General features: G+C 70.0%; 23 protein-coding genes. 9 read left to right on the top strand and 14 right to left on the bottom strand.

Annotated elements, in window-relative coordinates:
• Positions 1-4: 4 nt before the first annotated feature.
• From AB0F17_RS58050 to AB0F17_RS58040, 3 genes are all read right to left on the bottom strand, one after another.
• Positions 5-3,331, bottom strand: a complete 3,327-nt coding sequence (locus AB0F17_RS58050) for a hypothetical protein (protein ID WP_358043345.1) — start codon at positions 3,329-3,331, stop codon at positions 5-7.
• A gap of 100 nt (positions 3,332-3,431) precedes the next feature.
• Positions 3,432-4,058 carry a LysE family translocator gene (locus tag AB0F17_RS58045; RefSeq protein ID WP_358043342.1) on the bottom strand — a complete coding sequence of 209 codons (627 nt, stop codon included), beginning with the start codon at positions 4,056-4,058 and terminating at the stop codon, positions 3,432-3,434.
• A 34-nt stretch (positions 4,059-4,092) separates the two neighbouring features.
• Positions 4,093-4,977 carry a LysR family transcriptional regulator gene (locus tag AB0F17_RS58040; protein WP_358043340.1) on the bottom strand — a complete coding sequence of 295 codons (885 nt, stop codon included), beginning with the start codon at positions 4,975-4,977 and terminating at the stop codon, positions 4,093-4,095.
• 101 nt (positions 4,978-5,078) lie between these two features.
• Between AB0F17_RS58040 and AB0F17_RS58035 the strand changes: the two genes are divergently transcribed.
• The 4 genes from AB0F17_RS58035 (at position 5,079) to AB0F17_RS58020 (ending at position 7,740) form a co-directional block, all read left to right on the top strand.
• Positions 5,079-5,609 (top strand): cysteine dioxygenase family protein, encoded by a 531-nt coding sequence (locus AB0F17_RS58035; protein WP_358043337.1) that lies wholly within the window; start codon positions 5,079-5,081, stop codon positions 5,607-5,609.
• Between the two features lie 101 nt (positions 5,610-5,710).
• Positions 5,711-6,253 carry a helix-turn-helix domain-containing protein gene (locus AB0F17_RS58030; RefSeq protein WP_358043334.1) on the top strand — a complete coding sequence of 181 codons (543 nt, stop codon included), beginning with the start codon at positions 5,711-5,713 and terminating at the stop codon, positions 6,251-6,253.
• A 104-nt stretch (positions 6,254-6,357) separates the two neighbouring features.
• Positions 6,358-7,074: a sulfotransferase family protein gene (locus tag AB0F17_RS58025; RefSeq protein WP_358043331.1), complete on the top strand. Its 717-nt coding sequence runs from the start codon at positions 6,358-6,360 to the stop codon at positions 7,072-7,074.
• 69 nt (positions 7,075-7,143) lie between these two features.
• Positions 7,144-7,740, top strand: coding sequence for a TetR family transcriptional regulator (locus tag AB0F17_RS58020; RefSeq protein ID WP_358043328.1), 597 nt, complete (start codon positions 7,144-7,146; stop codon positions 7,738-7,740).
• On the opposite strand, the gene AB0F17_RS58015 is transcribed toward AB0F17_RS58020, so the two are convergent.
• Complete coding sequence (locus AB0F17_RS58015) at positions 7,714-8,235, bottom strand: hypothetical protein (RefSeq protein ID WP_358043325.1); 522 nt, start codon at positions 8,233-8,235, stop codon at positions 7,714-7,716. The two genes, AB0F17_RS58020 and AB0F17_RS58015, sit on opposite strands and share 27 nt — an antisense overlap.
• A 122-nt stretch (positions 8,236-8,357) precedes the next feature.
• On the bottom strand, positions 8,358-9,215 hold the full coding sequence (locus AB0F17_RS58010; protein ID WP_358043322.1) for an NAD(P)H-binding protein: 858 nt from the start codon (positions 9,213-9,215) through the stop codon (positions 8,358-8,360).
• A gap of 85 nt (positions 9,216-9,300) precedes the next feature.
• Between AB0F17_RS58010 and AB0F17_RS58005 the strand changes: the two genes are divergently transcribed.
• Positions 9,301-10,251, top strand: coding sequence for an Lrp/AsnC family transcriptional regulator (locus tag AB0F17_RS58005; protein ID WP_358043319.1), 951 nt, complete (start codon positions 9,301-9,303; stop codon positions 10,249-10,251).
• A 5-nt stretch (positions 10,252-10,256) separates the two neighbouring features.
• Here AB0F17_RS58005 and AB0F17_RS58000 read toward each other — a convergent pair whose 3' ends face one another.
• Positions 10,257-11,612 (bottom strand): dipeptidase, encoded by a 1,356-nt coding sequence (locus AB0F17_RS58000; RefSeq protein WP_358043316.1) that lies wholly within the window; start codon positions 11,610-11,612, stop codon positions 10,257-10,259.
• A 246-nt stretch (positions 11,613-11,858) separates the two neighbouring features.
• Here AB0F17_RS58000 and AB0F17_RS57995 point away from each other — a divergent pair, with 246 nt between their 5' ends.
• Together AB0F17_RS57995 and ald are read left to right on the top strand one after the other, a co-directional pair.
• The gene (locus AB0F17_RS57995) at positions 11,859-13,241 is read left to right on the top strand and encodes an aspartate aminotransferase family protein (RefSeq protein ID WP_358043313.1); all 1,383 of its coding nucleotides are present in this window, start codon (positions 11,859-11,861) and stop codon (positions 13,239-13,241) included.
• Between the two features lie 28 nt (positions 13,242-13,269).
• Positions 13,270-14,385: an alanine dehydrogenase gene (ald, locus tag AB0F17_RS57990; RefSeq protein ID WP_358043310.1), complete on the top strand. Its 1,116-nt coding sequence runs from the start codon at positions 13,270-13,272 to the stop codon at positions 14,383-14,385.
• Positions 14,386-14,435: 50 nt separating this feature from the next.
• On the opposite strand, the gene AB0F17_RS57985 is transcribed toward ald, so the two are convergent.
• The 6 genes from AB0F17_RS57985 to AB0F17_RS57960 form a co-directional block, all read right to left on the bottom strand.
• A complete protein-coding gene (locus AB0F17_RS57985) occupies positions 14,436-15,824 on the bottom strand; it encodes a sel1 repeat family protein (RefSeq protein WP_358043307.1) in 1,389 nt (462 codons plus the stop codon).
• Positions 15,825-15,874: 50 nt separating this feature from the next.
• Complete coding sequence (locus AB0F17_RS57980; RefSeq protein WP_358043304.1) at positions 15,875-16,798, bottom strand: sulfite exporter TauE/SafE family protein; 924 nt, start codon at positions 16,796-16,798, stop codon at positions 15,875-15,877.
• 157 nt (positions 16,799-16,955) lie between these two features.
• Complete coding sequence (locus AB0F17_RS57975; RefSeq protein WP_358043301.1) at positions 16,956-17,192, bottom strand: SHOCT domain-containing protein; 237 nt, start codon at positions 17,190-17,192, stop codon at positions 16,956-16,958.
• 114 nt (positions 17,193-17,306) lie between these two features.
• Positions 17,307-18,053, bottom strand: a complete 747-nt coding sequence (locus AB0F17_RS57970; RefSeq protein ID WP_358043298.1) for a methyltransferase domain-containing protein — start codon at positions 18,051-18,053, stop codon at positions 17,307-17,309.
• A 135-nt stretch (positions 18,054-18,188) separates the two neighbouring features.
• Entirely contained in the window at positions 18,189-18,656 is a 468-nt protein-coding gene (locus AB0F17_RS57965; RefSeq protein WP_358043296.1) for a Clp protease N-terminal domain-containing protein, read from the bottom strand.
• A gap of 7 nt (positions 18,657-18,663) precedes the next feature.
• On the bottom strand, positions 18,664-18,861 hold the full coding sequence (locus AB0F17_RS57960) for a helix-turn-helix domain-containing protein (RefSeq protein WP_214633670.1): 198 nt from the start codon (positions 18,859-18,861) through the stop codon (positions 18,664-18,666).
• Between the two features lie 57 nt (positions 18,862-18,918).
• On the opposite strand from AB0F17_RS57960, the gene AB0F17_RS57955 reads away from it, so the two are divergent.
• Entirely contained in the window at positions 18,919-20,523 is a 1,605-nt protein-coding gene (locus AB0F17_RS57955; protein ID WP_358043293.1) for an FAD-dependent monooxygenase, read from the top strand.
• 91 nt (positions 20,524-20,614) lie between these two features.
• On the opposite strand, the gene AB0F17_RS57950 is transcribed toward AB0F17_RS57955, so the two are convergent.
• Positions 20,615-21,244: an NAD(P)-binding domain-containing protein gene (locus AB0F17_RS57950; RefSeq protein ID WP_358043290.1), complete on the bottom strand. Its 630-nt coding sequence runs from the start codon at positions 21,242-21,244 to the stop codon at positions 20,615-20,617.
• A gap of 116 nt (positions 21,245-21,360) precedes the next feature.
• Here AB0F17_RS57950 and AB0F17_RS57945 point away from each other — a divergent pair, with 116 nt between their 5' ends.
• Positions 21,361-21,762 (top strand): helix-turn-helix domain-containing protein, encoded by a 402-nt coding sequence (locus tag AB0F17_RS57945; RefSeq protein ID WP_358043287.1) that lies wholly within the window; start codon positions 21,361-21,363, stop codon positions 21,760-21,762.
• Positions 21,763-22,499: 737 nt separating this feature from the next.
• Here the strand turns inward: AB0F17_RS57945 and AB0F17_RS57940 are convergent.
• Positions 22,500-22,952 (bottom strand): hypothetical protein, encoded by a 453-nt coding sequence (locus AB0F17_RS57940; protein WP_358043284.1) that lies wholly within the window; start codon positions 22,950-22,952, stop codon positions 22,500-22,502.
• Between the last annotated feature and the right edge of the window lie 373 nt (positions 22,953-23,325).

Here is a 23,325-nt window from a genome sequence, read left to right as displayed (position 1 = left end):
GAGCTCAGCGGTTCGTGTAGTTGCGTAGGTCGCGTTCGACCTGGGCCGCTTCGTCGGCGTGGCCCGCCTGCTTCAGCAACTCCAGCCGGCCGCGCAGTACATCACTCAGCAGGGCGCCCAGATCCCCGTCACCGGTGCCGTCGCGGGTCAGCAGCAGCCCGCGTAACAACCGGTCGGCCGTGCGCAGCGCGTCCTCCGCCGCCTCGTGGTGGCCCAGCTCCGTCCGGCAGAAGCCGAGCTGGGCGTGGGCCACGGCGCTGAGCAGGTCGTCCTCGATCACCTGGGTACCCCGATGCAGCACGACGCTGGCCTCCAGCGCCCGCCCCGCCTCGATCAGCGCGTCCCCGAGCATGAGCATCCCCTTGGCCAGCTGACCCTTCAACACCGGGTCGCCGGCCGCGAAACGCTCCAGCGCCGCCACCGCCTCACCCAACGGCCGCACCGAGTCGGCGTGCCTGTCCTGCAGGGCGAGGGCGGCGCCCAGCGACATCCCGGCCATGGCCCGCCCGGTATGCATCCCGGCCGCGTCGACTCCCTCGGCCAGCAACTCGTCGTAGACGGCGACGGCCTCCCTGGCCCTCGCCTCCGCCTCGGGCCCGTCGTCCAGCTCGAGCAAGGGCAGCAGCTCGGCGCTCCGCGTGAGCGAGTCGGCGAGCACGGTCCGGTAGGTCAGGTCGCCCCGCCCCTGCCTGGCGATGGCGATGAGCTCCTCGACCAGCGGCTGGGCCTGTTCGAGCCGGCCGAGCAGCAGATGGCACCGGACGAGCCGCTGCCGGGCGAGGACTTGGTCGACGGCGCGCGCCGGGTCGGCCGCGTAGCCGTCGACGGCGATCCTGGCGTAGTCGATGGCCTCGTCCGCCCTGCCGTCCGCCAGCAGGCCGTCCGCCAGCAGGCCGTCCACCAGCACGGTCGCCGCCTCGGCCGCCAGCAGTAGCCGGGCCGGGGTGGGCGGGAGCTTCTGGAAGGTGTTCACGGCCTGGGTCAGGTGGACCATGGCCTCCTGCCTCCTGCCGTACCCGTGCAAGACCATTCCCCGTAGCTGAGCGGCCCTCGCCTGAACAGGCGGCAACGCGGCCCGCGTCCCGGCCAGGGTGCGCTCCTGTTCGGCCTGTGACCAGGCGATGGCCTCCAGCGCGTCGCGCGGCCGATCGAGCGCGGCCAGCGTCGCGCCCAGCAGCGCGTACGTCATGGCCGCGACGACCGGCTCGTCCAGCTCGTCACAGAGATCGGCGGCCCGCTCGACATGAGCCAGCGCTTCAACGGCCCGATGCCGCCCGAGCAACGCACTGGCGTAGACACACAGGGACCGCACCAGCATGCCGCGTTCTTCGTCCTCGACGGCGTCGCCCAGCAGGTCGATGGCCTGCTCAACGGACGCCGTCCCGGGCCGCCCCAACTCGTACTCCAGATCTCCCAGCGCCCCCAGCGCGAGCCCGAGCCGACCGGGATGCACAACACCCTCGGCCTGCTCGTTCGGAGTGACGGTGGCGAAGATCTCGGCCGCCTCCGCCGAAGCCGCCTCGGCCTCGCTCACTCTGCCCGCTGCCACCAGCCACACCGCCACCTCGGCCAGCGCACCGGCCAGGGCGATCCGGTCGCCGCCGGAACGCAGATGCTCGACCCGGAGCTCGGCCAGTGCCGCCTCCAAAGCCTGCCCTCCCACAGGCCGCTCCAGGCCGCGAGACGTCAGATTCCCCTCCTGCCGTGGCCCCAACGCGGCCACCGCGGCCGCTGTCTCCGGATCCCCGCGCAGCGACCGGAGCACGGCGTCAAGCCGGTCACCGAGGAGAGACCGGAGGGCGGCGTCGGGCTGGTCACCGAGCGGAGGCCGGAAGGCGTCGCGCTCGTCGCCGACCAGGGGCCGGAAGGCGTCGTGCTCGTTATCGACCAGGGGCCGGAAGGCGTCGTGCTCGTTATCGACCAGGGGCCGGAAGGCGTCGTGCTCGTCGCCGACCAGAGACCGGAGGGTGCCGCGCTCGTCACCGAACCGCGGGGACGGTTCGGCCGCAGTCTCCGCCAGCAGCTCGCCGAGCCGACCCGTGACCAGCGACCGCAGCGCCGACCGTACGGCAGGCCGCTCGCTCGACAGCCGTAAGACGTCCAGCATCCGCACCAGGTGTCCGGCCGTTCTGGCGGGATGGTCGTAGACGGCCAGTACCAGCGCGGCGAGGCCCTCGGTCTCGGCCAGAAACTGCTCAGCCACCACCTCCGGCCCCAGAGGCGCCAGCCTCCTGCCCTCAGCGCCGAGAGGCGTCGGCCTCCGACCATCAGCGCCGAGAGGCGTCGGCGTCGTGCCTTCAGAACCGAGGGACGGCAGAGGCTCCCCGGCGGAGGTGTGGTCACCACCCGGGAAGAGCCTGGTCAGCCAGTCGCCCAGGGCCAGTCTGCGGTCATGTGTCCGGGACACCGTCGACAGCAGTTCGTGCAGCTCTTCGCGGGTAGGCGTGGTGAGCGTGACCAGGGCCACCGCCAGCCGGGCCATCGCGGCGTCCACCGGCTCGTGCCCTTCCGGCCATACCGTCATCCACTGTTCCAGCTCGTACGTCAGGAACCGGCTGAGCAACTCCCCGTCCGCCGCGACGTCGTCCCCGCGCAGCCGCATCAAGGCGGCCAGGTGTAAGCGCAGCGGATCGTCGTACCCCGGATCGCCGACATCGGGCAGGACGGCCCGAGGCGGGGCGAACGCCCGTATGGCCGCCGCCGCGTGCGCCGCCCGCTCGGCGGCCGTCAGCGGACGGCGGCCGAGCTGGACGGTGATGGTGTTCAGCCCCTCCGGCAGGACTCCGGCGCCGGTACGGTCGGCGGCCATGGCCAGGCGTCGCCACCACTCGCCGTCGGGGGATCCGCGGGTGAGCAGCAGGATCCTGACCCGAGGATGGTGCTGCTGGCCGGCCAGGTGCCGGACGAGCTCGCCGATGGCCGCCGCCGACGGTTCCGGGTGGTCGAAGGCGAGGAGGGTGGGGCGGAGTACGTCGAGGTTGATGGCGTGGTGGAGGGCGGGAAGGAAACCGGCGTCCCAGCCGGCCTCGGTGAGCTCGGTGCAGAGTTCGCCGGCCAGCCGGGTCTTGCCCGTGCCGCCCTGGCCCGTCAGCACCGCGATCGACAGCGGGCTCAGGTCGGCGGCCCAGGTTCGCAGGGTCGCCAGCTCCTCGTCGCGGCCCAGGAAGGGGACGACCGCGTGGTTCGGTGTCAGCAGCGGCCAGTCGGGGCAGTCGGGTGGCAGCGGTTCGCGGGCGGGCAGCAGCAGGCTCGACAGGGGGAGCAGGCCGTCGTGACCTGCGTAGACCTCGACGAAGCGCTCGGCCCCGAGGCGGTGCGGTGGCCTGTCCATGGGGCCCGCCTAGTCGCTACGTCCCGATGTGTCGTCCTCGACGAGGGTGCCACCACTATCGCATCAGCGATCGCCCCCGGGCAGGGAATTGCCCCGCTTGCTACGCCTTCTCGCCCGTGAGCAAGGCCGCCAGGCCGAGGTAGACGAGGCCGCTGCCGATGTCGAGACGGCGCCGCGCCCGCGTGGAGCGGCGGACCCGGCCGGCCAGGGCCGAGGAGAGCAGGGCGTAGGTGCCGTCGGTGGTCATGCCGAGCGCCATCCACAGCAGCCCGAGCACCAGGATCTGCGGCGCGATCGGACCCGCCGCAGGGTCCGTGAACTGCGGCAGGAACGCCAGGAAGAAGATGGCCGTCTTGGGGTTGAGCACGTTGACCACGAACCCCTCCCAGAACATCCGCCGCCTGGAGTGCACCTCCACCTCGGTCACTTCCTCGGCGGGTGCCCGGCTCATCAGCTTGCGCACCCCGAGCCAGACCAGGTAGACCACGCCGCCGTACTTGATCACGGTGAACGCCGTGGCCGAGGTGGCCACCAGCGCGCTGATGCCCAGCGCCGCGGCGATCACGTGCACCACCGAGCCCGTGTGGACGCCGAGCACCGAGACCAGGCCCGCCGACCTGCCTTGCGCGACGCTCCTGGTGACGATGAACAGGACCGCGGGACCCGGCACCAGGAGGAGGGCGAGGGTGGCCGCGCAGAAGAGAGCAAGCGTCGCGAGATCCGGCATGTCGCTCATGGTAGGCGTTCGGCCCTCCGCGCGGTCAAAGGGGTTTCCTCGCGAAGGAGTGGACGCTCTCCAGCAGGGCGGACAGCAGCGCCTCGGTGGCCGGTGGGTGGGGCGGGTCGCCGTAGACCGCCGCGTACACATGCCTGGTGGACCCCGGGATCGCGGCCACCTCCACGTCCGGGTGCTGGTGCGCGGAGAGCGCCAGCCCGGGGAGCATCGTCAGCCCCATGCCCGCCGCCACCAGCGCCTGCACTGCCACGATGTCGTCGCTGGTGAAGGAGATGTGCGGCTCGAACCCGGCCTTGGCGCAGAGATCGAGCAGATGGCTACGACACCGATCACACCCCGCGATCCAGGAATCACCGGCATGCGATCTCAAATCCCCGGAAACGGTAGAAGACACCAGATAGCTGGGGTCGTCGAGCAGGTGGATCATCTGGATCCCCGGGTCCTCGGGCTCCGTGTCGTCGTAACGGAAGATCACCGCCACATCCACCCTTCCCGCCCGCAGCAGCCGGAGCGCCTCCGGCGGCTCGGTCTCCGTGAGCTGCAGCCGCAGCCCGGAATGCGAAGCCTCCAGCCGGGTGGCCGCCTTGGGGATGAACGTGCCCAGCGCGGACGGGAACGCGGCCAGCCGGGCCCGCCCCGAACGCAGCCCCACGTGCGCGGCGAGCTCGTCGGAGGTGGCGTCGAGGCGCCCGATGATGTCGGCCGCCCGCGAGGCGAGCAGCTTGCCGGCCTCCGTCAGCCGGATGCCGCGCCCCACGCGCTGCACGAGCTTGGCCCCGGTCTCGGCTTCGAGACGCGCCAGGTGGTGGCTGACCGACGGCTGCGAGTAGTGCAGCTCCTTGGCGGCGGCGGTGAGCGAGCCCCTGCGCGCGACGGCGACGAGCACGCGGAGCCGTACGACATCGAGCATTCATCAATCATATCTATTGATGAGCCATAAAACTTCTGTTGGACCTATGGATCGGAACGTAGCACCGTAGGAGGGGAGAGCGACTTCCAGGGGAGAACGACATGGAAACAGTCCTGATCCGGCCAGGGCTCGACGACCTCGTGTCGGATATCAGCGACATCACCGCCCGGGGTCTCGCCCCGCGGGAGACCGCGTTCGCGGTGGCGGACCTGCTCCGGCCCCGGCTGTCCAGGCTCGACCTGCTGACGCCGGCGGAACGAGCGGGATCCCCCGATACGTACGTGTCCCAGGCGCTGTACGCGAGCGACGACTTCTCCGTCGTGGCGGTCGTGTGGCGGCCGGGCCAGTTCACGGTGATTCACGACCACGTGTCGTGGTGCGCGTTCGGTGTGATCAGCGGGATCGAACACGAGACGCTCTACCGGGACATGGGGGATCACCTGCTGGAGATCGGGCAGGCCGCCAACCTGCCGGGCGAGGCGAGTGGGTTCGCGCCGCCCGGCGACATCCACAAGGTGATCAACGTGAGTGACGAGGTCGGGGTGTCGGTGCACGTGTACGGTGCCGACGTGAGCCGGCTCGGCAGCAGCGTACGCCGGGTCTACGACCTGCCGGTCATCACGCGGGCCTAGTAACAGGTAGTCCTCCAGGCGATCCGCCGGCTCGTTCGGCCGGGCCGACACAGGGCAGTGGCCGCCGTCCAGGGGCTTCCCGCACGGCTAGGCTGAGCCGTATGCCCGCACAGCGCCCCAGGCGGGCGGACGCGCGCCGCAACCACGACGCGGTGCTGGCCGCGGCCAGGAAACTGTTCGCCGAGCGCGGCGTGGACGCGCCGCTCGACGACGTCGCCCGCCTCGCCGGGGTCGGCAACGCCACCATGTACCGGCACTTCCCCACCCGCCAGGACCTGATCATCGCCGTGTACGCCGACGAGGTGACGGAGCTGTGCGAGGGCGGCGAGGCCCTGCTGGCGGCCGATTCGCCGGGCGACGCCCTGCACGCGTGGCTGGGCGCCTTCGTCGAACACGTAGCGGGCAAGCGCGACCTTGCGCTGGCCCTCCCACGGGACGGCTCGGCGCTGTTCGGCGAGTGGCACGAGAAGATGCTGGCCACCGCATCGGCGCTGCTCACCAGGGCGCAGGGCGCGGGCGAGGTCCGCGCCGACCTGACCGTCCGCGAGCTGATGACCCTCGCCAACGCGATCGCCCTGACCGGCACCGGCCAGTCCGCGCGGCTCCTCGACCTGCTCAGGTACGGAACGGTCGGCGAGCGCTGAGCGGGCATTGGTGGGAAAAACTGTACACTTGTTGAGATCTCGCAAATGGTCCTTTACTCTCGGCCAGAGGCGCGCGTCAGCCGCTGGAATCGGGAGGCACGGAAATGCTGAAAGTGATCGGCGCGGGATTCCCGCGTACCGGAACCAGCTCGATGAAGGCCGCGCTGGAGCGGCTCGGATTCGGCCCCTGTTATCACATGTACGAGGTCATGACCCATCCCGAACACGTCGACCGGTGGGTGGCCGTCGCCTCCGGCGAGTCGCCGGACTGGGACCAGGTGTTCGAGGGCTATCTGTCGGCGCAGGACTGGCCGGCCAGTGGCTTCTGGCGCGAGCAGGCGGCGGCCTATCCCGACGCCAAGGTCATCCTGACCGTCCGCGACCCCCAGCGCTGGTACATCAGCATGCAGAACCTCCTCACCAACGGCCCCCGCCGACTCCAGAGCATGGACCCGTCGCAACTGCCACCGATCGCGGCCACGATCTTCGGCGCGATGCGGAGGATGGGCCCGGTGATGAGCAGGATCGGGCAGGACACCTTCGGCCAGGGCTGGACTTTCGAAGGAGGCCTGCCCCCCGAGGAGATCGCCATCGAGGCCTACCACCGCCACGTGGCCACCGTCCAGGCGAGCCTGCCCGCCGGCCGGCTCCTGGTGTTCGACGTACGCGAGGGGTGGGCGCCGCTGTGCGAGTTCCTGGACGTCGAGGTCCCCGCCGATGAGCCGTTCCCGCACCTCAACGACTCCGAGTCGATGCAGCGCATGCTTGACGGAATGATGGCCGGCGACGGCCTCCACTCGCCCTTCGGCCAGAGCCGCTAGCTCGATCGCCACTTCCCGCCCGGCCTCCCGCGCCCAGTACCATCGGAGGCCAGCAGGAGGTGGGGATCGATGTCAACCAGTAAGACCGCCCCTGATCAGGTGTGGGAGCCCGAAAGCAAGGGCCGGCGCACCCGCCGCCGGATCCTGGAGGCCGCCCGCCGCACCTTCGGCGAACTCGGCTACGAACGCGCCACCATCCGCGCGATCGCGGCGGAGGCCGAGGTCGACAAGTCCTCGGTCATCCAGTACTTCGGCACCAAGCAGCAACTGTTCCGCGAGTCCCTCGACTTCGGCATCGACATCGACTCGCTGACCACCGACGACCCGGGCCGCACGGCCGAGAACTACCTGCGCGCCATGCTCGAACGCTGGGCCGCCGCCCCCGACAGCCCGATGGCCGTACTCCTGCGCACCAGCATGACCAGCGAGGAAGCCGCCCAGATGCTGCGCGAACACGTCACCGCGGTGGCGATCGACCGGATCGCGCCCGGGATCCACGGGCCCGACGCGCGCCTGCGGGCCGCGCTGGCGGGCGCGGTGATGTTCGGCATCACCGTCCACCGCCACCTGATCCGCATGCCCGACCTGGCCGAGGCCGACCTCGACGACGTCCTCCGCCTGGCCGTACCCCTCGTCCGCTCACTCCTCGACGCCGACACCGACTGACAATCCGGCCGGTAGGGGCAGATCGGGCCGGTGCCGGCGGACCCGGTCGCCCATCGGACCGTGTTCCCACAGCGGGTCGACGACGCCAAGAGGGATGCTCAGTCTCGGTAGTCCGGTGACCGGATCGACCGGCAGCCGATCCAGATGGGATATCAACCAACCGGGGGCGCGGGGAGAGATCTCGTATTCACCCCAGCCGACCACGCCGACGCATTTCCTGGTTCCGGTCCGAATGTGGGTCCCGTCGGCCCTGATGACCGTGCGGGGGCTCGGTACCCGGCTGTCCACGACGTCGATGCCCTCGATGTGCCGCCATGCCAGACGCACGCGTGATCCGTACGCGTCTTCCATCTCCACACCTTGGGCTGAGAAGCGTACGACCGTGTCAGCGGCCAGATGCCGGTACCTGGCCAGCCGCACGCCCATGGCGATCATCGCCGCCCCGGCGGCCATGAACCCCACCTCGGCATCAGAGCCCGGGATGGACCGCAGCATCAGAAATACCGGGACCAACAGCACGAGAGGGCTGCACAAGCGGGCAGCCGTCGAGAGAGAGAATTCGCGAACCATGCGAAATTCATCCATAACCCCAAACTGCGGCCTCGGTCATACACGTGTCAATGCGGCGGCTGACCGCTCCCGACCGCCTCCCCGACGAAGTCGGCCGCGTGGTCGGTGGCCCATCGGCGCAGTGACCGGGCCGGGGCGCCGGTGACGTCCTGGACGGTGGAGGTCAGGGTGGGCGGTGGCCCGGCGAGCATGGCGGCGTAGCCGTCGAGCAGCACGTCGACGAAGGAGTCAGGGAACGTCTCGTCGGCCAGCAGCCGCCGGCGGGCCTGCTCGCGGGTCAGCTCCCGCCAGCGCAGCGGCCGGCCCAGCGCCTCGCCGATGACGCGGACCTGGTCGGCCTGAGTGAGCACCTCGGGGCCGGTCAGGGTGTAGGTGGCTCCGTCGTGCCCCGGCTCGGTGAGGGCGCGGACCGCGACGGCGGCCATGTCGGCCTCGTGGATCAGGGACATCGGCAGCGCGCCGTAGGCCCCTTCGACGATGTCGCCCGCTCGGATCTGGTCGGCCCACCACAACGTGTTCACCGCGAAGGTGCTCGGCCTGATCATGGTGGACTCGATTCCGCAGCCGTGGACGAGCCGCTCCTGCTCTTCGAAGCCGAGGTCGGGCACGCCGCCCGTACCCAGGAAGACCACCCGGCGGGCCTGCCGCGCGACGACCTCCAGCACGGCGGGCAACTGCTTGCCGGTGTGCAGCGGCCAGAGCAGGAACACCGCGTCGATGCCGGCCAGGCAGGCCGCGATGGTGTCCGGTTCGGCCAGGTCGCCGCGCAGCACCTCGACGCCGGCGGGGAAACGGGCGGCGCGCGGATCGCGGGTGACCGCCCGCACGGCGTGGCCGGTCTGCCGCAACTGGGTGATGATCTGGCCGCCGACGTTTCCGGTGGCGGCGAGGATGAGCAGGTTCATGCCACGAGCGTCGCCCACGACCCCGTATCGCGCCCATCCAGGCGGCTAGGATCGCCGGAAACCGTCACTACACCGGGGTTTCTGGATGGATGCTGTCGACCGGGGTCTGGTCCACGCGCTGCAGATCGACGGCCGGGCCTCGTTCAGGGCGATCGCCGACGTGCTCGAGGTCTCGGAGAACACCGTGGCCCGCCGCTACCGGCGGCTGCGCGGCCAGGGCGTGCTGCGGGTGGTGGGCCTGGTCAACGGCGGACGGCTGGGGCACACCCAGTGGACCATCCGGCTGCGCTGCACCCCGGACGCGGCCGGACCGGTCGCCAAGGCGCTGGCCGCCCGTGACGACACCTCGTTCGTGTACCTGCTGTCCGGCGGCACCGAGGTCTCCTGCACCGTGCGGACCCGCGGCACCCAGGACCAGGACGCCCTGCTGCTGGGCAGACTGCCCCGCACCAGCGGGGTCGTCTCGGTCTCCGCCCATCTGCTGCTACGGGGTTTCGTCCTGCCGGACGGCTGGCAAGGGCTCGCCTGGCTGTCACCCGAACAGGCCGGCCGGCTGCGACCGCCGTCGGTCGAGGCCGGCGACGGCCCGATCGAGCTCGATGAGGGCGACAAGGCGCTGCTGCGGGCCGTCCATCTGGACGGCCGCGCGCCCTACGCCGAGCTGGCCGCCGCGACCGGCTGGTCGGAGACCACGGTGAAACGCCGCCTGTACGCGCTGCGCAGCCAGGGAATCGTGAGCTACCAACTCGACATACCGCCCTCGGCGGTCGGATTCGGCACCCAGGCGCGGCTGTGGATCGCCGCCCGGCCGGCCAAGGCGGTCGAGGTCGGTGAGGCGCTGGCGCGGCATCCAGAGATCGCCTTCGCGTCCCTCACCACCGGCCCCACCAACCTGCTCGCGGCCCTGAACTGCCGCGACCCCTTGGACCTGGGCCACTACCTCACCGAACGACTCGCCCCCCTGGAAGCGATCACCACCATGGAGACCGCTCCCATCATCCGCACCGTCAAACGCGCCGGGCCGCTGCTGCTGTAGCGGAATCAGACGCCGAGAGCGGAGGGCAGGCTGAGCTCCCGCAGGAACAGCGCCTCGGCGGTGGCGATGCGCCGCAGTTCCTCGAGGTCCACCCGCTCGTTGGGCGCGTGGATGGCCGCATCCTCGTCCTCGGCCCCGAACAGCAGGATCTCCGCCGCGGGGAACTGCTTCAGCAGCGTGTTCACCAGCGGAATGGACCCGCCGGCGCCCACGTCACGCGGCGGACGCCCGAAGGCGCGTTCCATCGCCCGGTTGAGCGCCGCACGGGCCTTGCCGCCCGAGTCGGCCTGGAAGCCCGACCCCACGGTGAAGTCGCCGAACGAGACCTGCGCACCCCACGGCGTGACCTGCCGGAGGAATTCGACCACCGCGTTCACGGTCGTCTTGGGGTCGCCCGAAGGGGGAGTGCGGACGGTGACGCGGGCGCGGGCCACGGGCTGCACGGCGTTGATGGCGCCCGACACCGGAGGCGCGTCGATGCCGGTCACGGTGATGGCGTACGACGCCCACAGACGGTCCGCCAAAGAGCCGGAACCGACCAGCGAGACGCCCTCCAGCACCCCGGCGGTCTTGCGGAACTCCTCCTCCGACGGTCCCTGACCGAGGAAGCTGCCGCGGGGCAGGCCCGGCACCCGGATGTCGCCGTTGTCGTCGTGCAGCGAGGTCAGCATCCGCATGAGCGCTTCGAGCGCGTCGGGGGCGGCACCGCCGAAGGAGCCACTGTGCACCGGCTCACGCAGCGTACGGACCTCGATGGAGAAGGCGGCCATGCCGCGCAGGGAGGTGGTGACCGCCGGGTCGCCGATCCGCGGGTTGCCGGTGTCGGCCACCACGATGGCGTCGGCCCGCAGCAGGTCGGGGTTGCGCTCGACGAACGCCTCCAGGCGCTCCCCGGCGTACTCCTCCTGGCCCTCGATGAGCACCTTCACCCCGACGGGGAACTGCCGCTGGAACACGCGCAGGGCGGTGACGTGCGAGATGATGCCCGACTTGTCATCCGCGGTGCCCCGGCCGTAGAGCTGGCCGTCGATCAGGGTCGGCTCGAACGGCGAGGTACGCCAGGCGGCGGGATCACCGGCGGGCTGCACGTCGTAGTGCGCGTAGAGCAGCACCGTGGGCGCGCCGGGCGGTGCGGGCACCTCCCCGTACACCGCGGGGAAACTGCCCTCGACGGGCACTCGCTGCACGTGCGAAAGCCCGGTGCTGCGGAGCAGTTCCTCGGTCAGGGCCGCGGCGGCGAGTACGGGCTCCTCGGGATGCCCGGGAAAGGCCACGGACGGGATGGCGGCGAGCCGCCTGAGGTCCTCGACGGCCTGCGGCATCGCGGCCGCGACGGCGCTCTCGATCTGTTCAGGAGTCACGGCGGTCCCCCGGGGCTTTCTCGGTAGATGTCGTTCTCGATAGTTAACGTCTCATTGGATCACAGAAGGTTCCACACCGCGTGAAACAGGCATGACCACCGCGCTAATCTACCTGCGGATTTCGTGGTTGTTACATACCGTTCCTGCGGATCTCGGATTTCTTGCATACTGTTGCGACGCTTTCGCTTGGCAAACCCGAGGTGAACATGCAGACTGTGGGGAGATCGGACACGAGGGAAGATAAACATGACGCAGCCGGAAAACGAGATCCTCAAGGCCGCGCAGGACCATCTGTGGTTGCACTTCACGAGGCACAGCGCCTACCAGCAGGCTGAGATCCCGACCATCGTTCGCGGTGAGGGCTCCTATATCTACGACATCCACGGCAAGCGCTACCTGGACGGCCTGGCGGGACTCTTCGTGGTCCAAGCGGGCCACGGCCGGAGCGAGCTGGCCGAGGCGGCCGCCAAGCAGGCGCAGGAGCTGGCCTTCTTCCCGCTGTGGTCCTACGCGCACCCGAAGGCGGCCGAGCTGGCGCAGCGGCTCGCGAGCATGACCCCGGGCGACCTCAACAGGGTCTTCTTCACCACCGGCGGCGGCGAGGCGGTCGAGTCCGCCTGGAAGCTGGCCAAGCAGTACTACAAGCTGGTCGGCAAGCCGCTCAAGCACAAGGTCATCAGCCGCAACATCGCCTACCACGGCACCCCGCAGGGCGCCCTGTCGATCACCGGCATCCCGGCGTTCAAGCAGATGTTCGAGCCGCTCGTGCCCGGCTCGGTGCGGGTGCCGAACACGAACTACTACCGCGCCGACGAGATCACCGGCGTCAAGGGGATGAGCCCGGAGGAGTACGGCATCTGGGCCGCCGACCGGGTCGCCCGCGCGATCGAGATGGAGGGCCCCGACACGGTGGCCGCCGTCTTCGCCGAGCCGGTACAGAACGCCGGAGGCTGCTTCCCGCCGCCGGCCGGCTACTGGCAGCGGCTGCGCGAGATCTGCGACGAGTACGACGTGCTGCTCGTCTCCGACGAGGTCATCTGCGCCTTCGGCCGGCTCGGCACGATGTTCGGCGGCCAGAAGTTCGACTACGTGCCTGACATCATCACCTGCGCCAAGGGCCTGACCAGCGGCTACTCGCCCATCGGGGCGATGATCGTGCACGACCGGCTGTTCGAGCCGTTCAAGAGCGGCGACGAGATGTTCGCGCACGGCTACACCTTCGGCGGCCACCCGGTCTCCGCGGCCGTGGCGCTGGCCAACCTCGACATCTTCGAGCGCGAGGACCTGCTCGGCCACGTCACCAAGAACGAGCCGGTCTTCCAGGCCACCCTCGACGGGCTCAAGGACCTGCCGATCGTCGGCGACGTCCGGGGCGCCGGCTACTTCTGGGGCATCGAGCTGGTCAAGGACAAGGCCACCAAGGAGACGTTCACCGCCGAGGAGTCGGAGCGGCTGCTGCGCGGGTTCCTGTCGAAGGCACTGTTCGACGCCGGGCTCTACTGCCGCGCCGACGATCGTGGCGACCCCGTCATCCAGCTCGCGCCGCCGCTCATCGCGGGGCCGAAGGAGTTCGACGAGATCGGGTCGATCCTCCGCAACGTGCTCACCGAAGCGTGGGCTCGTCTCTAAACAGCGCTGATTACCGAAAGGATCCACGATGAAGATCGGCGTGCCTGCCGAGGTCAAGAACCACGAATATCGAGTCGCCGCAACCCCGGCAGGCGTGCACGAGCTGGTCCGCCACGGCCATGACGTCACCGTCCAGCGGGGCGCGGGCCTGGGCTCGCACATCCCGGACGAGGAATACCTGGCCGCCGGCGCGAAGATCATCGACAGCGCCGACGCCGTATGGGCCGAGGCGGAGATGGTGCTCAAGGTCAAGGAGCCGATCGCCGAGGAGTACCACCGGCTGCGCGAGGGCCTGGTGCTGTTCACCTACCTGCACCTGGCCGCCTCCCGGCCGTGCACTGACGCGCTGCTCGGCGCGAAGACGACCGGCATCGCCTACGAGACCGTGCAGGTCGGCAACACACTGCCGCTGCTCGCCCCGATGTCCGAGGTCGCGGGCCGGCTGGCCCCGCAGGTGGGGGCGTACAACCTGATGCGCTTCAACGGCGGGCGCGGCGTGCTGCCGGGCGGCGTGCCCGGCGTGGCCCCGGCCAAGGTGGTCGTGATCGGCGGCGGCGTCTCCGGGCTGAACGCCGCCCAGATCGCCGTCGGCATGGGCGCGGACGTCACCGTGCTCGACACGAACGTCGACCGCCTGCGCTTCATCGACGCCATCTACCAGGGCCGGCTCAAGACGCTGGTCTCGACGTCGTACGCGATCGAGCGGGAGGTGCTGGACGCCGACCTGGTCATCGGCGCGGTCCTGATCCCGGGCGCCAAGGCCCCGACGCTGGTCTCGAACGACCTGGTCTCGCGCATGAAGTCGGGTTCGGTGCTCGTCGACATCGCCATCGACCAGGGCGGCTGCTTCGAGGACTCGCGTCCGACCACGCACGCCGAGCCGACCTACACCGTGCACGGCTCGATCTTCTACTGCGTGGCGAACATGCCGGGCTCGGTGGCCAACACCTCCACCTACGCCCTGACCAACGCGACGCTCCCGTACGCGGTCAAACTGGCCGACCAGGGCTGGCGGGCGGCGCTCAAGGCCGACGCCGGCCTGGCGGGCGGGCTCAACACCTACGACGGGCTGCTCACCAACGGCCCGGTCGCACAGGCGCTCGAACTACCGTTCACGCCGGTGGCCGAAGTCCTCGCCGCCTGAGCCCCCTCAGCCGGAGCCCTCTCAGCCTGGGCGTCCGATAGCGAGCACCGCTATCGGACGCCCAGCCGCTGCCGCAGGTCACGGGCCGTGGCCAGGACGTGGTCGATCTCGCCGGGACTGGGCCAGGGCGCGCTGCCCGGACGCAGCAGCGTGCCGCGTACCGACGCCAGGTACTCGATCGCGCTGGAGTGCAGGCCGCTGCGCCGCGCCAGCCAGCCCAGCACGTCCGCGTGGTCGTGCAGCGGCCTGGTCGCCAGGTCCCAGGTGCCGAGGATCTCGGCCAGCTCGGGCATGCCCAGCGAGACGCCGCCCCTGCGGCCGGTGGCCGCCGCGGCCAGCTCGGCCCGCGCGGCCAGTTCGGGCTCGGCCAGCCGGTTCCACGCCGGGGGCGGCGGCCCGGTCAGCCACCGGGCGGCCTCGTCCGTCTCTCCGGACGCCGACAGCAGCCCGGCCAGCTCGACGGCCGCCTGGTGATGCCCGGCCAGCGCGGCCTGGCGGAACCAGTGCCGCCCGCCCGCCAGATCACTGAACTCGGCGATGAGCAGCAGCCCGAAGTGGAAGGCGGACTCGGCGTCGCCGCCGGCCGCCGCCCGGCCGAACCAGTGGCCGGCCCCCGCGGAGTCGCCGAGCTCGACGCAGACGAACCCGGCCATCCGCTGATCCGCCAGCCGGCCCGCGTTGGCGGCCCGCTCGAACCAGGCGCGGGCCGTACGCAGATCCCCGTGGCCCAGCGCGATGCCGCCGAGCTGCGAGGCGGCGCCCGGATGCTCGCTCTTGGCGGCCAGCCGGTAGTACGCCTCGGCGCCCTCAGGATCGCGGCTGGCCTGGAGGAACAGGCCGAGACAGTAGGCCGACTCGGCATGGCCCTCGCGCGCGGCGCACTCCCACCAGTGCAGGGTCTCCTCGTCCTCACCCGCCGCGTACGCCAGGAAGCCCAGATCGTGCGCGGAGGCCGCGTCGCCGTCGGCGGCCGCCCTGCGGTGCCACTCGCGCGCCGCCGCGACCTCGCCGGAGTCCTCGCAGACCAGCGCCAGTCGCCGGGCGGCCGTCCTGGAGCCCTCACGGGCCGCGGTCTCGAACCACCTTCTGGCCGCTTCGACGTCTCCGCGCTGCTCCAGCAGCAGCGTGGCCAGGTTGACCGCGGCCTCGACGTCGCCGGTGGCGGCGGCCAGTTTGTACCAGGAGACGCTCTCCTCCAGGCTGCCGTGCTTCTCGTGCCAGACGCCCAGGTTGTAGGCGCTGTCGATGTTGCCGCCCGCCGCCGCCCGTTCCCACCACTCCTTGGCCGCCGAGCGGTCGCCGCGTTGCGCGCAGAGCCGGCCGAGCCGGTGCGCCGCCTGCGGGTCGCCCGCCTGAGCGGCCATCAGCAGCTCAGGCTCGTCTCCTACGCGTGGCGCCGGAACGGCCGGCGCCGCCACCTCCTCTTGCCACCACGCCATGGGCACAGGGTGCCAGGTAATCGAGAGAATGCGAACAGTAATCGCCGACGCTAGGAGAAGTTGATGTACCCGCTGTACATCCCCATCCCGCATACGTAGCGAAGCGACCCTGGGCGCTGTGGCGGCAGCCGTACCGTCGCGGGCAGGGCGACGTCCCGCCCGGCGATCGTGACCGTCCGGGTGCAGCCCTGGTCGGCCAGCTTGAAGACGATCTCGACGGACACTCCGGCGGGGGCGGTCACCATCCCGGGCCGGTAGCCGTCGCGCGTCGCCCAGACGGTGACCGTACGGGCGCCCTGCCCGGCGGCGGCCGACCCCGGAGCGGCGAGTGTGGATTCAGTGGTGGCCGACCCCGAACCCGCGAGCCAGCCGCCCAGGCTGACCCCCGCACCGACCGTCCACAGGCCGGCCACGAGCGCCGCCACCCCGGTCAGCCTGGCGAGCCTGGTCCGCGAGACCCGCCGCAGGACCCAGCCGAGCAGCGCGAAGGCGGGCGCGGTGCCGAGAACGAACCCGGCCATCACCGCCGCGCCGCCCAGCGGCGAACCGCTGGAGACCGCGACCATCTCCATGCCGAGCGTCACGCCACAGGGGATCAGGATGGTCGCCGCGCCCAGCAGGGGCGCGCTGCGGGCCGCGCGCCTGGGGGTCTCGTCGCAGCCGGACCGCCGCCGGCGGAGCAGCCCGATCGCGTACGCGATGACCGTGATGCCCGCCGCCACCAGCAGCAGCGCCCGCACCTCCGGGGGCAGGCTGACAGCCGAACCGGCCAGACCGAGCAGCACTCCGGCGGCCGAGTAGGAGACCAGACGGCCCGCGAGGAACCAGGCCACGAGCACCGGATCGCGCGACGGCCGCTCGCAGCCGCCTGAGGTGAGACCCACGAGCAGGCCGCCCTGCACCGCCGTACAGGACGCGGTCCCCGCCACGAGTCCGGCGGCGAGCCCGCTGGCGAGGAGGGCGAAAGGCTGCACGCTCAGCCGCTGCTCTGGCCGCAGAACCGGGCGATCGGCTGCATACGGGTCCCCACTGCTCGACAGTCCCTAGAAGCAACGTAACGTCGCGAACCGGATGCGGCCAGTAACAGTTCTTTCACCCACCGGACGGTTTGTTCCTTCACCCACCGGACGGTCAGCTCTTGAGCACCGACATCCGCTCGAAGTACTCGTCGTCGGTCATCTCGCCGCGAGCGTACCGCTCGGCGAGGATCCGCTCCGCCGACCCCGTCGCTCTGACCTCGGTACGCCACCGGCCCTTCTGCCAGGCCCGGGCGCCCAGGGCGACGGCGGCCACCCAGAACAGCCCCCAGAGAACCGGAATGATCGGCCAGAAGCCAGCGCCCCAGCCCCAATGCGTCATCGTGTTCATGTCATCCAGGGTCGCCGCCGGATGAGCCCGGCGCATCAGACCCTCGGCGCGTCCTGAGCTCCACCCAGGGGAGTGTTCGGCCTCGTTCGTCGTACACCCCCAGTGGTATGGCCGCTACGCCCTGGCCTCGATCAGAAAACGGGTGGAACGGGCGACGAACGGCCCGTCTTCCTGGATGCGTTCGTGCAGCTCGCGCAGCTCTTTCCGGTAGCGGCCGACCGAGAAGCCCGGCACGATCCAGATGACCTTGCGCAGGAAGTAGATCACCGCGCCGATGTCCCGGAACTCCATCCGCAGCGACTCGGCCCGCAGATCGGCCACGGTGAGCCCGGCCTGCTCGGCCGCCGCCCTGGCCTTCTCGGGGGCGCGGCCGGAGCCGTCCTGCGGGCCCAGGAAGTATTCGCTCAGCTCGACGACACTGCGCGAGCCGACCTGCTGGGAGAAGTAGGTGCCGCCCGGCCTGAGGATCCGGGCGATCTCCGCCCACCAGGTGTGTACCGGATGGCGGCTGACGACCAGGTCGAAGGCGTCCGCGCGGAACGGCAGGCGCGGCTGCTCGTCGTCGGCCACCAGCGCCGCGCCGCGGCGGCGCAGCCGCCTGGCGGCCAGGGCGAGGTTGGGCGGCCACGACTCGGTGGCGACGGTGATCGGCGGGAGCTTCGGGACGCCGGCCAGGATCTCGCCGCCGCCGGTCTCGATGTCGAGCGCGGCCTCGGCCGTGGCCATCCGGCCGGCCAGGAGACGGGCGTACCCCCAGGAGGGGCGGGCCTCCGTCGCCCGGCCATCGAGCCAGGAGAAGTCCCAGCCGTCCACGGAGACCGATGCGGCCTCTTCGACCAGGTCATCGAACGTGCGGTCCATCGTTCGAGACTGTCAGGGGGGTGGCTCGCGATCAACTCGATTTCCACGACGTGCTAGCTCCGCACACCGCCCTTGCCTTCAGATGGCCAGCCGATCACGAACCTCCGTGCGGTCGATGCCAAGGTGGCCTTGCCTTCAGGCGGCCAGCCGATCGCGAACCTCTGTGCGGTCGATGTCGAGGTGGTCGATCAGCGCGGCCACAGGATCGGGCCGTCCTTGGGCGAGCAGGGCCAGCAGGAGCTGGGCCGGTGCGGCGGTGTTCCTGACCTTGCGAGTGGTCGCCTTGATCGACTGGTTGATCGCCGCCCGCGCGCTGGAGGTCAGCGCGGTGCCCGGCACCGCCGGATGCTTGCGCGGCCGGGCCGGCGGCACCTCGCCCACGTCGATCCCGAGCGCCCGCAGCGCCGCCCGGTCGAGCTCCTCCAGGGCCGCCCGCGCCCGGTCCAGATCCACGCCGAGCGCCCGGGCGGGGGCCTGACCCGGATCGCGCAGCAGCCCGAGCAGCAGATGCTCGGTCCCCAGCCGCCGATCACCCCTTTGCCTGGCCTCCTCCAGCGCCGCGGTCACGACTATCGCGAACGGGCTCTTCTCTATTCCAAACATACGAACCTCACTTCCCGTACTTCGCGTGCACCGACTGCCGTGACATGCCGAGCGCGTCGCCGATCTGCTCCCACGTCCACCCCTGCTCCCTGGCCAGGGCCACCGAGACGGCCTCGACCTGCTCGGCCAGCCGGTGCAGGGCGCCGACCGCGCGCAGCCCCATGGCGGGGTCGTTCGACTTGATGCGCTCAGAGAGTTCTCCCATGTCCACCCCGTCAGGCTAGATTGACAGAGTCGCGTTTGTCAATCTAGCCTGACGGCCATGGAAGAAGTGGTGATCATAGGAGCGGGCCCCGCCGGGCTCATGCTGGCGTGCGAGCTGCGCCTGGCCGGCGTCCGTACGATCGTGCTGGAGAAGAGAGCCGAGCCCGGCGACCTCCCCAAGGCCAACGGCCTGGGCGGGCAGATCGTCCAGTTTCTCGACTATCGGGGCCTGCTCGAACGGTTCAGCGCGGGCAGCCCGTTCGCCGGGCCCGCGCCGGGCTTCCCGTTCGGCTCGGTGCCCCTGAACTTCGCCGAACTGGGCGGCGATGTCCCGTTACACCTGCTGATGATCCAGCAGCCGCGCCTGGAGCGGCTGCTGGGCGAGCGCGCGGCCGAGCTCGGCGCCGAGGTCAGATGGGGCCACCGGCTGAGAACGCTCGCCCAGGACGACGAAGGCGTGACGCTGGAGGGTGACCACTTCCGGCTCCGGGCCCGCTATGTCGTCGGCTGCGACGGCGGCCGCAGTCTGGTGCGCGAACAGGCGGGCATCGGCTTCCCCGGCACGACGGACGACGAAGTGCTGCTGCTCGGCCACTTCAAGGCGCCTCACGCGTCCCTCTTCGACAGCCCGCAGGCCAAGGGCCTGCAGCCGGGCTGGAACCGCACCCCGAACGGCCGCCTGCTGCTGACCTCACTCCGGCCCGGCATCCACATCGTCGGCGTACGCGAGAAGGGGGCGGCGCGTGCGACGGCCGTCACGCTGGCGCGGTTCGAGGAGGCGGTGCGCCGGGTCATCGGCGTCGACCTGCCGCTCGGCGAACCCATCTGGCTGTCGAGCACCGTCTCTCAGGCTCGCGTCGCCGACCGTTACCGCGAGGGCCGGGTGTTCCTGGCGGGTGACGCCGCCCACCTGTTCCCCGCGGGCGGCTCGGCCCTGAACGTCGGCCTGATGGACACCGCCAACCTCGCCTGGAAACTGGCCGCCCACCTGCACGGCCACGCGCCGTCCGGCCTGCTCGACACGTACGACGCCGAACGCCGCCCGGTGGCCGCCCACACCCTGCGCCACACCCGCGCCCAGGCAGCCCTGGAACGCCTCACCGGCGAGGACGGCACGGCTCTGCGCGACCTCCTCGCGGAACTGTTCACCTTCGAGCAGCCCCTGCGCCGCCTCGGCGAAATGCTTCAGGGCTCCGACATCCGGTACGGCACGGCGCCCGTTGAGCGCACGGACGTTGGGGGTGCGAACGGCGGGGGCACGGGCGGCGAGCGGCACCCGCTGACCGGCCGGTTCGCCCCCGATCTGGCACTGACCACGGCGGACGGCCCGACCCGTGTGGCGGAGCTCACGCGATCGGCCGACTGGGTGCTCCTCGACTTGCGCTCCACGCCCCCGGACCTGGCCGGTGAGGGTCCGGTGGCGTCGGATCCAGGGGAACTGGTCGGCCAGGGTCCGGCGGCGTCGGACGGTGGCGAACTGGTCGGCCGGCATCCGATCCCCTTCGACCTGCGTGACCTGGTCCGCGATGGCCGTCTCCGGGTCGTCGGCGCGCACTGTGCTGCCCCGCCCGCCGACGCCCTGCTCATCCGCCCCGACGGTTACGTGGCCTGGGCAGGTACGGACGGCCTGCCCGAGGCGGTGACCACCTGGCTCACTCCTTGACCTGCTGATCTGACCTGCTGGTCGTGCTGGCGGAGTCGCTCGTTGGCTGGCACCCCCCACACCCGCGCCGACCGACCGGTGCCCATGGACGTCAATGAGCGACTGCCATGCCGAAGGGCACAGGCCCGAGCGCGCGGACGAGGCCGCCGACCATCAGCAGGAACGCCTCCGGCCCCCGCGCCGTCTCCACCCCACCGAGGTCGATGATCCACTCTGGCACCCAGCCCAACTCGGCCAGCAGACCGCCGACGACCTTCTTGGCGTCGGGGTCGTCCCCGGACAGAAAGGCGGTGGGCGGCGTGGCCGTCAGGGCCGGATCGACCATGACCGATGAGTGCATGGTGTTGAGCGTCTTCACCACGCGTACGTCCGGCAACGCCCGCTGGATCTCCTCGGCGAGGCTACTGCCCGGATAGAGAAGCGCCGCCGCGAAGCCGTACGAGTCGGATTCGGTGGCGTTGGCGATGTCGACCAGCACCTTGCCCGCCAACTCCGCCGCGAGCCCGGTCAACATCTCCACCGACACCTCGCCGGGCATGGCATTGATCACCACCTCCGCCGCCCCCGCCGCCTCACGCGGACCGGCGACCCGTACACCGAAATCGGCGGTGACCTTGTCCGGGGCACGAGAGCCCACGAGGACCTCGTGCCCCGCGTCGCGCAGCCTGCCGGTAAGGGCCCGGGCCACATTGCCCGAGCCGAGGACGGTGATCGTCGTCATGGTCTCTTCGCTCCTTGATCGGGCGGGGTTCGCCCTGTTCATGAGCGAAGTTAGGCGGTGCTACGGTCGAACGGCAGTACGCACTTCAAAGTGTCCAGCGCACGCGAAGGGATGCCATGACCACGCGCACCGCCGCCCAGCGGCGCGTCGACGGCCGGGCCTCATACCAGGCCCGCTTCGCCGCCTGCCCCGCCAACCGGCTGATCGACCGCATCGGCGACAAGTGGGTAGCGGTCCTGCTCAACGAACTCGCCGATGGCCCGCGCCGCTACGGCGACCTGACTCGAACGATCGCGGGCGCGAGCCAGAAGATGCTCACGGAGACCCTGCGCCGCCTCGAACGCGACGGGTTGATCTCGCGTACGGTCACCCCCGCGGTGCCGGTACGCGTCGACTACGCGCTCACCGAGCTGGGCCGGAGCCTGCTGCCCGTGATGGAGGTCATGAAGCAGTGGGCCGAGCAGAACATCGACCGGATCGACAGCGCCCGCGAGGCGTACGACGCACGCGACCACTGAAACCCATCACCCGCTCCACAAGCAAGGCCTTCTCTTATGGGCGCTTCGCGCTCAAGAGCTCAGACAGTGTTCAGTGGGGGCGCGGCCCCCACACCCCGCTCAAACTGCATCGCCTTCGCGTTCATGGGGCGCTTCGCGCCGATCAAGCTTCAGACAGCGTCTATTGGGGCTTCGCCCCTGAATCGAGGGGCTACCGCCCCTCGAGCTCCCGACTGCGCGGCCGTCTGGTGTGGTTACTTCGTTGACCCGAGTCGAATCTGGGTGAACTTTGACGTCGACGGTGAACCGGCGCAGGAAACGGTCAGCGCGTCTATCCCGATTCGGGCGTTAACTGCCACCGTTTCGTGAAATCGTGGTAGATAAAGCGTGACGGCTCCTTCGGAAAAGCCGCAGCTGCAAATCGACAAACTTCTGAGGCGGAGGTAGTCTCCTTTTCATACGGGAGGAAGTTGCTTCGGCTGCTTCCTCCCTTTCGCGTGCAGCAGTTTGCTATCCCTTGGATCCTCTTTGTGAGTGTCGCAGATCTATCAAAGGACTTGCTGTCAATGCTACGATGGGATGTTTGGCTCATGAGAAAGTTTCGAGCGAATAGCGGCGCTTAGGTTTCAATAGCGACGGTTCGGCTTGGATCAGACCGCGTGCAGTCGGGGGTTTTCGCACGCGCCTGCCGCTCGGACCGCTGTAAAGAGGCTGCGACGTGATATGGGAGTAGATGGGAAAGGCTGGTTCAGGGGGTATCACGATGCATCTGCGAGGCCAATCAGCAGGTACCTCTTCCGCTCCTGTCCTGTTGAAAGGGATATCGTCACTGTAACTTCGAGAGTCGCGATAATTTGCTTCTCATACCACAGTCTAAGTGATGGAACGAGATCCTCGCGAACCCTTCCTCTGATGACTCTATTATCCGGCGCAACGACCTCGAAAGCATTTCGCAGGCTACTGACGCCTTTCAATTCGCCTCTTACTACTTCCCTGTCTTCTGCGATACGCGTTCGTCGTAGAACGGACTGTATGCGGCGAGCACTTGGAGCGCCGATCGTTGCTGTTTCCTCTATGTCCCCCGATGGGGAGTAAAGGCTAAGATCAACCCCGAGCTCTTCGTCGGCAATGATCTTCATCAGGTCGTTGAGATGCTTATAGGTTCGAGGCCCGAGAGGATAGACATCGTCTACGAGTTCGTCCTCGTTCATGTCCGTTGCGCTAGCACTGCGAGCAACAGACATCAGTCGCTCAAGCGCAGCTATGGCGAGCGGTTGGGCGTCTGTATCGGCAGATGGAAAGAGCCCGATTTCTTCTGCCATAGGCATCGCAGGGCCTCGGACATGCAGGATAACGGAGCCTGGTGCGGCCGTATCCAGCGCTAGCGCAGTTTCTTGTCTGATATCCATGGGAATCGAGCTAAATGCCGTAGCGCTTCCTCTCAAGGCTTGCCCGATGGACGAAATCGTCTCTTGGAGTTCGTCAAGGAGCAATGCCGTTAAGTTAAGCCGCTGATGGGAGTTCTTCGAGTTTGATCGTTGGCGGGCTGGCGTGGGTGATGCTGACGTCAGCGGGACGTTTGAC

The sequence above is a fragment of the Nonomuraea sp. NPDC026600 genome, from assembly GCF_040638335.1.
Taxonomy (GTDB): domain Bacteria; phylum Actinomycetota; class Actinomycetes; order Streptosporangiales; family Streptosporangiaceae; genus Nonomuraea.
This window is presented reverse-complemented; position numbering and strand designations above follow the sequence as displayed.